The 12,063-nt window shown below is 76.1% G+C and carries 9 protein-coding genes; 8 read left to right on the top strand and 1 reads right to left on the bottom strand.

Features of this window, described 5'->3' with window-relative positions; all coding sequences use genetic code 11:
- Window positions 1-219 (bottom strand): hypothetical protein (locus ACFQH9_RS27695; RefSeq protein ID WP_379570590.1); only part of this gene is annotated, 219 nt, incomplete at its 3' end.
- 180 nt (window positions 220-399) lie between these two features.
- Here ACFQH9_RS27695 and ACFQH9_RS27700 point away from each other — a divergent pair.
- The 8 genes from ACFQH9_RS27700 to murC all read left to right on the top strand — a co-directional run bounded on the left by ACFQH9_RS27700 (window position 400) and on the right by murC (window position 12,032).
- Entirely contained in the window at window positions 400-2,247 is a 1,848-nt protein-coding gene (locus tag ACFQH9_RS27700) for a peptidoglycan D,D-transpeptidase FtsI family protein (protein ID WP_379570592.1), read from the top strand.
- 317 nt (window positions 2,248-2,564) lie between these two features.
- Window positions 2,565-4,091, top strand: coding sequence for a UDP-N-acetylmuramoyl-L-alanyl-D-glutamate--2,6-diaminopimelate ligase (locus ACFQH9_RS27705; protein WP_379570602.1), 1,527 nt, complete (start codon window positions 2,565-2,567; stop codon window positions 4,089-4,091).
- A gap of 22 nt (window positions 4,092-4,113) precedes the next feature.
- Window positions 4,114-5,526 carry a UDP-N-acetylmuramoyl-tripeptide--D-alanyl-D-alanine ligase gene (locus ACFQH9_RS27710; protein ID WP_379570594.1) on the top strand — a complete coding sequence of 471 codons (1,413 nt, stop codon included), beginning with the start codon at window positions 4,114-4,116 and terminating at the stop codon, window positions 5,524-5,526.
- The gene (mraY, locus tag ACFQH9_RS27715; protein ID WP_037041768.1) at window positions 5,523-6,593 is read left to right on the top strand and encodes a phospho-N-acetylmuramoyl-pentapeptide-transferase; all 1,071 of its coding nucleotides are present in this window, start codon (window positions 5,523-5,525) and stop codon (window positions 6,591-6,593) included. The genes ACFQH9_RS27710 and mraY overlap by 4 nt, the downstream gene beginning before the upstream one ends.
- A 2-nt stretch (window positions 6,594-6,595) precedes the next feature.
- Window positions 6,596-8,074 carry a UDP-N-acetylmuramoyl-L-alanine--D-glutamate ligase gene (gene murD, locus ACFQH9_RS27720; protein WP_379570597.1) on the top strand — a complete coding sequence of 493 codons (1,479 nt, stop codon included), beginning with the start codon at window positions 6,596-6,598 and terminating at the stop codon, window positions 8,072-8,074.
- A complete protein-coding gene (ftsW, locus tag ACFQH9_RS27725; RefSeq protein ID WP_379570599.1) occupies window positions 8,071-9,447 on the top strand; it encodes a putative lipid II flippase FtsW in 1,377 nt (458 codons plus the stop codon). Before murD ends, ftsW begins: the two co-directional genes overlap by 4 nt.
- Window positions 9,448-9,522: 75 nt before the next feature.
- The gene (gene murG / locus ACFQH9_RS27730; protein ID WP_379570600.1) at window positions 9,523-10,632 is read left to right on the top strand and encodes an undecaprenyldiphospho-muramoylpentapeptide beta-N-acetylglucosaminyltransferase; all 1,110 of its coding nucleotides are present in this window, start codon (window positions 9,523-9,525) and stop codon (window positions 10,630-10,632) included.
- 53 nt (window positions 10,633-10,685) lie between these two features.
- Window positions 10,686-12,032 carry a UDP-N-acetylmuramate--L-alanine ligase gene (gene murC, locus ACFQH9_RS27735; protein WP_379570604.1) on the top strand — a complete coding sequence of 449 codons (1,347 nt, stop codon included), beginning with the start codon at window positions 10,686-10,688 and terminating at the stop codon, window positions 12,030-12,032.
- Window positions 12,033-12,063: the final 31 nt, after the last annotated feature.

Consider the following 12,063-nt stretch of genomic DNA (forward strand, 5'->3'; position numbering starts at 1 on the left):
CCGGCCGCGGCGAACCCGATGCCGGCCCAGGCGCCGGCGGAGTCCCAGCTCGCCGCCGACGCGGGCGCGCAGCACGACGGGCAGGCGGCGCCTGCCGCCCGGGGTGACCAGACCGTCCAGGGCGACCGGACCGGCCAGGGCGAGCAGGCCGGCCAGGGCGAGCAGGCCGGCCAGGGCGAGCAGGCCGGCCAGGGCGAGCAGGCCGGCCAGGGCGAGCATGTTGGCCAGGGTGCGCAGGGCGACCGGGCCGCCGCGAACCCNTGTTGGCCAGGGTGCGCAGGGCGACCGGGCCGCCGCGAACCCGAACGCCGAGGCGGCGACCCAGGAGCAGCTGGAGCAGGCCCCTCAGGACCAGCAGGCCGCGCAGGCCCCGGCCCCGACCGGCGGCGGAGCGGGCTGATGGCGATCGCGCCCCCGCGCGCCCGTCCCGGCTCCCGCCCGCGGTCGGGCGCGCGGCGCCCGCCGGGGCCGCCGCGCCGGCCCGCCTCGCGCGTCGGGCGGGCGGACCGGCGCTTCCGGATCGGTCGCCTCGTGCTCGTCGTGCTGCTGCTGGTCTCGGCCGCGCAGCTGCTGCTGATCCAGACCGTGCGCGCCGGTGACCTCACCGCGAGCGCGGAGAAGCAGCGCACCACCAAGATCACGATCGCGGCGGAGCGCGGCGCGATCCTGGACCGCAACGGCACCCGGCTGGCCTTCTCGACCGAGGCCCGCGCGCTCGTCACGAACCCGCGGCTGATCTCCTCGGTGAAGAAGGAACAGGCCGGGGCGTACAAGGCCGAGATGGCGCAGGCGGTCGCCCAGGCCACCGGTGGCGATCCCAACGCGATCCAGGAGCTGCTGAACGCCGACCGCGGCTACGTCGTGCTCACCACCAGCGCGGACCCGGACGTGGCGCGCGCCCTCGAGGAGCGCTTCCCGGAGATCGCCGAGGAGAAGCGCGAGTCGCGGCAGTACCCGTCCGGCACCCTGGCGGCCAACATCGTCGGGGCCGCGACGTGGAGCGCGGACAACCGGAAGCTGGTCGGTCGCGTCGGCCTGGAGAGCTCGGACGACGACGTGCTCGCCGGCACGGACGGCTTCCAGGTCGTCGACACGGCGGAGGGCAGCGACACCGTCATCCCGGGCAGCACCCGCGCCCAGCAGCCGGCCGTCCCGGGCTCGGACGTCGAGCTGACCATCGACTCGGACCTGCAGTACGTGGTGCAGCAGAAGCTGCAGGACTACGTGGCCAGGACGGGGGCGAAGGGCGGCTCGGCCGTCGTCCTGGACTCGGCGACGGGCCAGGTGCGGGCCATGGCCAACGGCACGACCTTCGACCCGCGCCAGCTCGCCACCGCCGACCCGGACACGCTCGGCAACGCCGCGGTCTCCAGCCCGTTCGAGCCGGGATCGGTCAACAAGATCGTCACGATGGCGGGGGCGCTGGAGTTCGGCCTGGCCAAGCCGGACGACGTGCTCGACGTGCCGGGCAGCATCAAGGTCGCCGACCGCACGGTGCACGACGCCTGGGACCACGGGCTGGACCACTACACGCTGACCGGCGTGCTGGCGAAGTCCTCCAACGTCGGCACGATCATGACCGCCGAGAAGCTCGGCCCGGACCGGTTCTCGGACATGTTGGCGCGGTTCGGGATCGGCCAGCGCACCGGCGTCGGGCTGCCCGGCGAGAGCGCCGGCTCGGTGCCGGCGCGCTCCGCCTGGTCCGGGTCGACCTTCGGCAACCTGCCCATCGGGCAGGGCCTGTCGATGACCGTGCTGCAGATGGCCGGGATGTACCAGGCCGTGGCCAACGACGGGGTGCGGATCCCCCCGCGGATCGTGGGCGCCACGATCGCACCGGACGGCTCGCGGACCGAGACGCCGCAGCCGGAGGGCGTCCGGGTGGTGTCGCCGGAGACCGCGGCCCAGCTGCGGACGATGCTGACCGCCGTCACGCAGAAGGCCCCGGGGCAGCAGGGCACCGGGTACACCGCGCAGGTCCCGGGCTACCAGGTCGCGGGCAAGACGGGCACCGCGCAGCAGGTCGACCCGAACTGCGGCTGCTACGCGTCGTCGACCTACTGGATCACCTTCGCGGGCATGATGCCGGCACAGGACCCGCGGTTCGTGGTGGCGATCATGCTCGACGCGCCGAAGGGCGGCACCTCCGCGGCCCCGCTGTTCCACGACATCGCCTCCTACCTGGGGCAGAAGGAGAACGTCCCGGTCGGCGAGCCGGCCCCGGTGCAGACCCTGGTGGTGCACTGAGCGGAGCCTGACGTCCGCCTGACCGCGGTGTGATCCCGGCCGTGAACCGACCGCCGACGGACCGGCCCCCGGGCGTGCCGACCGGGGGCCGTGCCGGCGTGCCCGAAGATCCCGTGACGGCGTCCGAGGACCCGCGCCGGGCGGGTGGTGCGGGGGCAGCGGGCCGGGGCGGCCTCGGTAGCCTCCCCGACGTGTCGCCCGCCAGCTCCGCCCCCACGGACCGCCCGACGGCCCCGCGCGCGACGGCCGGGCAGCCCGCGGGCCTCCCCCCGCGTCCCGAGCGGGTCGCGCCCGTCGACCTCGCCCACCTCGCCGCGCTGAGCGGGGCCGAGCCGTACCCGGCGCTCCCACGGTCCGAGGGGGAGGCGGGGCGTCCCGAGCCGGCCACGGGCACGGAGGGGCCCACGGTCCGCGTCACCGGGGTGACCCACCGCAACGCCGACGTCCGCCCCGGCGACCTGTTCGCCGCGCTGCCGGGTGCCCGCGCGCACGGGGCCGACTTCGCCGGTGCGGCGCTCGCCGCCGGCGCGGCCGCCGTCCTCACCGACCCGGCCGGACTGACCCGCCCGGAGCTCGCCGCGGCCGTCGAGCGCGGAGCGGTGCGGGCGCTGCTGCACCCGCACCCGCGCACGATCCTCGGGGCCGTGTCGGCCGCCGTCTACGGCGACCCGACCGCGGACCTCACCGTGCTCGGGGTGACGGGGACCAGCGGCAAGACCACGGTCGCGCACTTCCTCGAGGCCGGGCTGCGGGCCGGTGGCCGCGCGAGCGGGCTGCTGGGGACCGTGCAGACCCGGATCGGTGAGGACCGGCTGCCCAGCGCCTTCACCACCCCCGAGGCCCCCGACCTGCAGGCGCTGTTCGCGCTGATGCGCGAGCGCGGCGTCACGGACGTCGCGATGGAGGTCTCCAGCCACGCGCTGGCGATGGGTCGCGTGGCCGGCACCCGGTTCGCGGTGGGCGCCTTCACCAACCTCTCCCAGGACCACCTGGACTTCCACCACGACATGGAGGAGTACTTCGCCGCCAAGGCGCGGCTGTTCGTCGACGACGAGCTGCGCGCGGCCAAGGGCGTCGTCTGCGTCGACGACGAGTGGGGCCGCCGGCTGGCCGGCATGGCCGCTGACGCCGTGACCGTCTCCACCACCACCTCGGCGGACTGGACCGCCCGGGACGTGGTGACCGACCCCGACGGGGCGCAGCAGGCCCTCGTCGTGGCGCCGGACGGGCAGGAGATCCCGCTGCGGCTGCAGCTGCCGGGCGCCTTCAACATCGCCAACGCCGTGCTGGCCCTGGCCGTGCTCGACCTCGCCGGGGTGCCCGCCGCCGCCGCCGCGCCGCGGTTCGCCGAGCTGGCCGTGCCGGGGCGGATGCAGCGCGTCGAGGCGGGCCAGGAGTTCCTCGCGGTCGTCGACTACGCGCACAAGCCCGCCGCCGTCGCCGCCCTGCTCGACGCGCTGCGCGCCCAGCAGCCCGGCGGCCGGATCGTCACCGTCCTCGGCTGCGGCGGGGACCGGGACACGGGCAAGCGCCCGCTCATGGGGGCCGCCGCGGCCGCCCGCTCCGACGTGCTGATCGTCACGGACGACAACCCGCGCACCGAGGACCCGGCCGAGATCCGGGCCGCCATGCGCGCAGGTGCCGAGGCCGAACCGGCCCGCGGCGACATCCTGGAGATCGGCGACCGGCGCGCGGCGATCGCGGCCGCCGTCGAGGTGGCGAAACCCGGCGACGTGGTGGTCGTTGCCGGTAAGGGACACGAGACCGGCCAGGAGGTCCACGGGGTCAAGCACCCGTTCGACGACGTGGACGAGCTCGCCGCGGCGATCCGCGCCCGGCGATGATCCGGGGATCGAGGAAGGCACGATGATCGAGATGCGGCTGGCCGAGGTCGCCGCCGTGACCGGGGGCAGGCTGCACCGGGCGACGGGCGACGAGCCGGTCACCGGGGTGGAGTTCGACTCCCGGAAGGTCGGGCCGGGCGGGCTGTTCCTCGCCCTGCCCGGGGAGCGCGCCGACGGGCACGACTTCGCGGCCGCGGCGGTGGCGGCCGGAGCGTCGGCGGTGCTCGCCGGGCGCGAGGTCGACGCCCCGGCGGTGATCGCGCCGCCGGCGGAGGACTCCTTCGCCGGCACGGACCTCGGCGACGCGGACCCGGACGGCTCCGGGGCGGCCGTGCTGACCGCGCTGGGCAGGCTGGCCCGGCACTCGGTCACGCACCTGCCGGAGCTGCAGGTCGTCGGCGTCACCGGCAGCTCGGGCAAGACCTCGACCAAGGACCTGATCGCGGCCGTGCTGCGGCCGCTCGGCGAGACCGTCGCCCCGCCCGGGTCGTTCAACAACGAGCTGGGCCACCCCTGGACCGCGCTGCGCGCCGGCGCCGGGACCCGCCACCTCGTCCTGGAGCTGTCGGCCCGCGGGCCGGGGCACATCGCGCGGCTGTGCCGGATCGCGCCGCCGCGGATCGGCGTGGTGCTCAACGTCGGCAGCGCGCACGTCGGCGAGTTCGGCTCGCCGGAGGCGATCGCGCAGGCGAAGGGCGAGCTGGTCGAGGCCCTGCCCGCGGCGGCCGACGGCGGGGTCGCGGTGCTGAACCTCCACGACCCGCGGGTCGCCGCGGCCGCCTCGCGGACCGCCGCCCGCGTCGTCGGGTACGGCACCGGGGGCGCGGTCGAGGCCGCCGACGTCCGGCTCGAGGCCGGGCGGGCCGCCTTCCGGCTGGTCACCCCGGCCGGCGAGGCGCCGGTGGCGCTGCGGCTGGTCGGCGAGCACCACGTCGGCAACGCCCTCGCCGCGGCGGCGGTCGCGCTGGAGCTGGGCGGCACGCCGGAGGGGATCGCCGAGGCGCTCTCGGGCGCCGGTGCGGCCTCCCGCTGGCGGATGGAGGTCACCGACCGGGCCGACGGCGTCACCGTGGTCAACGACGCCTACAACGCCAACCCCGAGTCGATGACCGCCGCGCTGCGCGCCCTGGTCGCGATCGGCGGCGGGAAGCGGCGCACGTGGGCGGTGCTGGGCCCGATGGCCGAGCTCGGGGACACCGCCCCGGCCGCGCACGCGCAGGTCGCGGCGGCGGTCCGGGAGCTGGGTGTGGACCGGCTCGTGGCCGTGGGCACGGACCTGTACGGGACCGGAGCGGTCGCCGACCGGGACGCGGCCGCCGCGCTGCTGGCCGCGGAGGTCCGCGCCGGCGACGTCGTGCTCGTCAAGGCCTCGCGCTCGGCGGGCCTGGACCGGCTCGCCGCGGTACTGCTGGAACAGGAGCTGATCCGACAGTGAGGGGTGTCTTCGTCGCGGCCGGGGTCGCGCTGGCCCTGTCCATCCTGCTCACCCCCTACCTGATCCGGTTCTTCGCGCGGCAGGGCTTCGGCCAGGAGATCCGCGCGGACGGGCCGAAGAGCCACCAGACCAAGCGCGGCACGCCCACCATGGGCGGCGTGGCGATCCTGCTCGCCATCTGGGCGGGCTACCTGGTCGCGCACCTGCTCACCGGCGAGCCGATGACGGCCTCGGCGCTGCTGGTCCTGTTCCTCACCACCGCGCTGGGCGTGGTCGGGTTCGTCGACGACTTCCTCAAGCTGCGCCGGCGCCGGAACCTGGGCCTGAACAAGACGTCGAAGATCGTGGGCCAGGTGCTCACCGCGACGATCTTCAGCATCCTGGCGCTGCGGTTCGCCAACGCCCGCAACCTCACCCCGGCGTCGGAGTACCTGTCCTTCGTGCGGGACATCGCGGTGCTCGGCTTCGGCGTCGTCGGGTTCGTGATCCTGTGCAACCTGATCGTCGCGGCCTGGTCCAACGCCGTGAACCTCACGGACGGGCTCGACGGCCTGGCCGCCGGCACCGCCGCCATGGTGCTGGCGACCTACACGATCATCGGGTTCTGGCAGTTCCGGAACAGCTGCTCGGTCACCGCGGCCGCGGGCTGCTACGAGGTGCGGGACCCGCTCGACGTGGCGATCGTGGCCGCCGCCGCGATGGGCGGCTGCATCGGCTTCCTGTGGTGGAACGCCGCCCCGGCCCGCATCTTCATGGGCGACACGGGGTCGCTGGCCCTGGGCGGCCTGCTCGCCGGGCTGTCCATGGTCACCAAGACCGAGCTGCTGCTCGTGGTGATGGGCGGGGTGTTCGTGGTCGAGGCGCTGTCGGTCTCGCTGCAGATCATCGTCTTCCGCACCACGCGGCGCCGGCTGTTCCGGATGGCGCCCTTCCACCACCACTTCGAGCTGGCCGGGTGGGCGGAGACCACGGTGATCATCCGGTTCTGGCTGCTCGCGGCGATCTGCGCGGCGCTGGGGCTGGGGATCTTTTACTCCGAGTGGCTCTCCGCCTCGTCGGGCCTGTAGCGATGTCGAGCCTGATCGCCGATCGCACGGTGCTCGTCGCGGGGGCCGGGATCTCGGGGCTCGCGGCGGCCGAGGCGCTCGTCGCCGTCGGCGCCAGGACCCTGGTGTCCGACGACCGGGCCGCCGCGCTGGAGAGCCTGCCGACCGGCGCCGAGGCCGTCACCGGGCTCCCCGACGGGGTCGAGCTGGTCGTGACCGGGCCCGGGCGGCGCCCCGACCACCCGCTCGTCGCCGAGGCGGCGGCCCGGGGGATCGAGGTCGTCGGCGAGCCGGAGCTGGCCTGGCGGTTGGGGCAGCAGCGGACGGTCCCGCCGGTGTGGCTGGTGGTCACCGGCACCAACGGCAAGACCACCTGCACCGGCATGCTCGCCGCCATCCTCCACGCGGCCGGGCTCGACGCGGTGGCCTGCGGCAACATCGGCTACCCGGTGGTGAGCGCGGTGGCGGCCGGGCACGCGGTCCTGGCCGTCGAGCTCTCCAGCTTCCAGCTGCACTGGTCGCCCTCGGTCGTCCCGGCCGCCGGCCTGGTGCTCAACGTCGCCGAGGACCACCTCGACTGGCACGGCGGGCCGGCGGCCTACGCCGCCGCGAAGGCCCGCGCGCTCACCGGGCCGGTCGCCGTCGCCGGGATCGACGACGCGGTCGCCGCCCGCCTGCTCCGCGAGTCCCCGGCCGCGACGAAGGTCGGCGTGACCCTGGCCCAACCCGGTCCGGGCGAGCTGGGGATCGTGGGGGAGCGGCTCGTCGACCGCGCCTTCCCCGCGAGTCGGGACCTCCGGCACCGCGAGTCGGGAGCTCCGGCACCGGGGGTCGCGAGCTCCGGCGGGGCCGTGGTGCTCGCGGAGGTCGCCGACGTGACGCCCGGGGGACCGCCCGGCCTGACCGACGCGCTCGCCGCCGCGGCGCTGGCCCGCGCCCACGGCGTGGGGCCCGAGGCCGTCCGCGAGGGGCTGGCCGGGTTCCGGCCGGGCCCGCACCGCTCCGCGCACGTCGGGACGGTGGCCGGGGTGCGGTACGTCGACGACTCCAAGGCCACCAACCCGCACGCCGCCGACGCGGCCCTCGCCGCGCAGCCCGCGGGACGGATCGTCTGGGTCCTCGGCGGGCTGCTCAAGGGCGCGCACGTCGACGACCTGGTGGCGCGGCACGCCGACCGGCTGGCCGGGGCCGTGGTGATCGGAAGCGACCGGGGGAAGATCGTCGACGCACTTGCGCGACACGCGCCCGAGGTCCCCGCGGTCGAGGTGACGGAGGGCGACGATGAGGTCATGTCCTCCGCCGTCCGCCGTGCCGCCGCCCTCGCGCGACCCGGGGACGTCGTCCTCCTCGCCCCCGCCGCGGCGTCCATGGACCAGTTCCGGGACTACGCCGAGCGCGGTGAGGCGTTCGCCGCCGCCGTGGCGGCCCTGGGCGGGACCGCGGCGGGCGGGACCGGGGAGAGCGGGGCCGCGCAGGACGGGTCCGGGGGGCCGGGGGCATGAGCACGCCGACCCGGAGCCCGCGCCCCCCGCACGACCCGCGCGGGTCGCGCGGGTCGAAGGGCGCGAACCGCACCAACCGCACCGCCCGCCCGGACACCCTCGCCCCGGCCCGCGCCGCTGTCGGCCGCGGCGCCAGGGCGCTCCAGACCTGGCTGCGCCGCCCGCTCACCTCGCTGCACCTGATCCTCGGGGTCTTCGGGCTGCTGACGATCTTCGGCCTGGTGATGGTGCTGTCCGCGTCGTCGGTCGAGTCGTACTCCGCGGACGGCTCCTCGTACTCGGTGTTCATGCGACAGCTGGCCTTCTGCGCGGCCGGCCTGGTGCTGTTCTACGTGGGCCTGCGGATCCCGCCGAGGCGGATGCGCGCCCTCGCGCCGTGGACGCTGCTCGTGGGTGTCGTGCTGCTCGTCGCGGTGCTGATCCCGGGGGTCGGCGTGGTGCGCAACGGCTCCCGCGCCTGGTTCGCGATCGGCTCCTTCTCGCTGCAGCCCTCCGAGGGCGTCAAGGTCGCGCTCACCCTCTGGGGCGCGCACGTGCTCGTCGCCCGGCGCACCGTGATGCACCGCTGGAAGCACGCGCTCAACCCGCTGGTCCCGGTCACGCTGCTGCTGCTCACCCTGCTCGTCCTCGAGCCGGACCTGGGCATGACGATCTCGCTCGGCATCGTGATGATCGCGCTGCTGTGGTTCGGCGGCGCCCCGATGAAGCTGATCGCCGCGATCACCGTGGGCGGGCTCGCCGGCGCGATCGTCCTCGGCCTCACCGCGGGCTACCGGGTCAGCCGCATCACCGCCTTCCTCTCGTCGGACACGACCGACCCGCTCGGCCCCGCCTACCAGGCCACCCAGGCGCTGTACTCGCTCGCCGACGGCGGGCTGTTCGGCGTGGGGCTCGGCCAGGGCCGCGCGAAGTGGGACTACCTGCCCAACGCGCACAACGACTTCATCTTCGCGATCATCGGCGAGGAGCTGGGCCTGGTCGGGGCGTTCGCCGTCCTGGCGCTGTTCGCCACGCTGGCCTACACCGGCCTGCGCATCGCGAAGCGCAGCACCGACCCGTGGCTGCGGCTGGTGACGGCGGCGTCGACGAGCTGGCTCGTGGTGCAGGCCGCGATCAACATCGGCTACGTCGTCGGGCTGCTGCCGGTCACCGGGCTCCAGCTGCCGCTCATCTCCTCCGGCGGCACCTCGCTCGTCGTGACCATGTTCGTGTTCGGCATGCTGACGAACGCGGCCCGGCACGAACCCGAGGCCGTGGCGGCGCTGCGGTCGGACGGCCAGGGCCGGATCGCCTCGGTCCTGCGGCTCCCGCTGCCGGAGCCCTACCGGGCGCCCGCACCGCGCCCGCCGGCCCAGCGGACGGTGCGCCGCTGAGCGGAGCTTGCGGAGCGAAGATCGGTCCTGACCGGCGCCGACCCCGACGACAGTTGATTCCCCCGAGCGGAGACGATGAGCGAGTACGGCACCCAGTTCCTGCCGCGGATGGGCCCCGGCCCGTCGGTGGTGGTCGCCGGCGGCGGCACCGCCGGGCACATCGAGCCGGCGCTCGCCTTCGCCGACGCCGTCAAGCGGCTGCGGCCCGACGCGACCGTCACGGCCCTGGGCACGGAGAAGGGCCTCGACACGCGGCTGATCCCGGCCCGCGGCTACCCGCTCGAGCTGATCCCGCCGGTCCCGTTGCCGCGCAAGCCGACCACGGACCTGCTGCGGCTGCCGGGCAAGGTGCGCGGCGCCGTCGCCCGGGTGCGCGAGGTGCTCACGAAGGTCGAGGCGGACGTCGTGGTGGGTTTCGGCGGGTTCGTCGCCCTGCCCGCGTACCTGGGCGCCCGCGGCCGGGTGCCGATCGTGGTGCACGAGGCCAACGCCCGGGCCGGGTTGGCCAACAAGGTGGGGGCACGGTTCGCCGCCGCCGTGGTCGCCGCGGTGCCGGGCAGCGGCCTGCCCGACGCCCAGGTGCTGGGCATCCCGCTACGGCACGCCGTCACGACCCTCGACCGGGCCGGGCTTCGCGACCGGGCCCGGCGCCGGTTCGGGCTGCCCCCGACCGGCCCGGTGCTGCTGGTGTTCGGCGGTTCGCAGGGCGCGCGGACGCTCAACGCCGCGGTGGCGCAGGCGCTGCCGGGGCTGCTGCACGAGGGCGTCGCCGTGCTGCACGCCCACGGGCCGACCGGGCAGGCCGCCGCGCCGCAGCCCGGGTACGTCCCGCTGCCCTACATCGACGACATGCACCTCGCCTACGCCGCCGCCGACGCGGTGCTCTGCCGCGCCGGCGCGATGACGGTCGCCGAGGTCTCCGCCGTCGGGCTGCCCGCGGTGTACGTGCCGCTGCCGCACGGGAACGGCGAGCAGGCGCTCAACGCCGAGCCGGTGGTGCAGGCCGGGGGCGGCGTGCTCGTCCCCGACGCCGAGCTGACCGGCGACCGGGTGCTCGCCGAGCTGGTCCCGTGGTTCCGCGAGCCGCACCGGCTCGCGGCGATGGGCGCCGCGGCCCGCGCCTCCGGCCATGCCGACGCCGACGAGCGGCTGGCCCAGGTGGTGTTCGGGGTGCTCGGCCGGTGAGCGTCCCGATCCTCGGTCCCCACGTGCACCTCGTCGGCATCGGCGGGGCGGGCATGAGCGGGATCGCCCGGATCCTGCTGGCCCGCGGCGTGGCCGTCTCGGGGTCCGACGCCAAGGACTCGCGCACCGTCCTCGCCCTGCGGGCGCTCGGGGCGAAGATCGCCGTGGGGCACGCCGCGGAGAACCTGGACCAGCTCGACGAGCCGCCCACGGTCGTCGTGTCGACCGCGATCCGCGAGTCGAACCCGGAGCTGGCGGGAGCCCGCGCGCGCGGCCTCACCGTGGTGCACCGGGCGCAGGCGCTCGCCGCGCTCACCCAGGGCTACCGGGTCGCCGCCGTGGCCGGCACGCACGGCAAGACCTCCACGTCGTCGATGCTCACCGTCGCGCTCCAGCACTGCGGGGCGGACCCGTCGTTCGCCATCGGCGGCGACCTCACCGTCACCGGTGCCGGGGCGCACCACGGCGGGGGCGACGTGTTCGTGGTCGAGGCGGACGAGTCGGACGGCTCGTTCACCGCCTACGCGCCGCACGTCGCCGTCGTCACCAACATCGAACCGGACCACCTCGACCACCACGGCGACGAGGCCGCCTACCGGGCCGTGTTCGAGGAGTTCCTCGGCCGCCTCGCGCCCGGGGGCACGCTCGTGACCTGCGCCGACGACGAGGGCGCCGAGCGGCTGGCGGCGCGCGCGGGGTCCCGCGGGGTCCCGGTGCTCCGGTACGGGCGCACCGCCGGCGGCCCGGAGGACGCCGTCCTGCTCGACTTCCGGCCGGAGGGCACCGGTGCCCACGTGCGGATCCGGCACCGCGACGTCGAGCGGGAGCTGCGGCTGGCCGTGCCCGGCGAGCACATGGCGCTCAACGCGCTCGGCGCGCTGCTGGCCGGGGTCGCCCTCGGCGCGCCGGTGGAGGGACTGGTCGAGGGGCTCGCGGTGTTCGACGGCGTGCGGCGCCGGTTCGAGTACAAGGGCCGGGCGGGCGGGGTCGCCGTCTACGACGACTACGCCCACCACCCCACCGAGGTCGCCGCGACCCTGCGCGCGGCCCGCGAGGTGCAGCAGGGCCGGGTGATCGTGGCGTTCCAGCCGCACCTCTACTCCCGCACGCGGACCTTCGCCGAGGACTTCGGGCGCGCCCTCGGACTGGCGGACGAGGTCGTCGTGCTGGACGTCTACGGCGCGCGCGAGGACCCGGAGCCCGGGGTGAGCGGCGCGCTGGTCGCCGACGCCGTGCCGCTGCCGGCCGAGCACGTGCACTTCGTCCCGGCCTGGGGGGACGTGCCGGGCGTGCTCGCCGGGCTCGCCCGCGCCGGTGACCTGGTCCTCACCATGGGCGCCGGCGACGTCACCGTGCTGGGCCCGGAGATCCTCCTCGAGCTGGACCGGGCCGCACCGTGACCGGGCCCTCCACCCGGCGCGGGCGCCGGGC

The sequence above is a fragment of the Pseudonocardia lutea genome, assembly GCF_042658055.1.
Lineage (GTDB): Bacteria > Actinomycetota > Actinomycetes > Mycobacteriales > Pseudonocardiaceae > Pseudonocardia > Pseudonocardia lutea.

Excerpts from the sequence above, each read along its gene's own strand:
- ACFQH9_RS27700 (WP_379570592.1), top strand. The coding sequence starts at position 400 with ATGGCGATCGCGCCCCCGCGCGCCCGTCCCGGCTCCCGCCCGCGGTCG.
- ftsW (WP_379570599.1), top strand. The coding sequence starts at position 8,071 with ATGAGCACGCCGACCCGGAGCCCGCGCCCCCCGCACGACCCGCGCGGG.
- murC (WP_379570604.1), top strand. The coding sequence starts at position 10,686 with ATGAGCGGGATCGCCCGGATCCTGCTGGCCCGCGGCGTGGCCGTCTCG.
- murD (WP_379570597.1), top strand. The coding sequence starts at position 6,596 with ATGTCGAGCCTGATCGCCGATCGCACGGTGCTCGTCGCGGGGGCCGGG.
- ACFQH9_RS27710 (WP_379570594.1), top strand. The coding sequence starts at position 4,114 with ATGATCGAGATGCGGCTGGCCGAGGTCGCCGCCGTGACCGGGGGCAGG.
- murG (WP_379570600.1), top strand. The coding sequence starts at position 9,523 with ATGAGCGAGTACGGCACCCAGTTCCTGCCGCGGATGGGCCCCGGCCCG.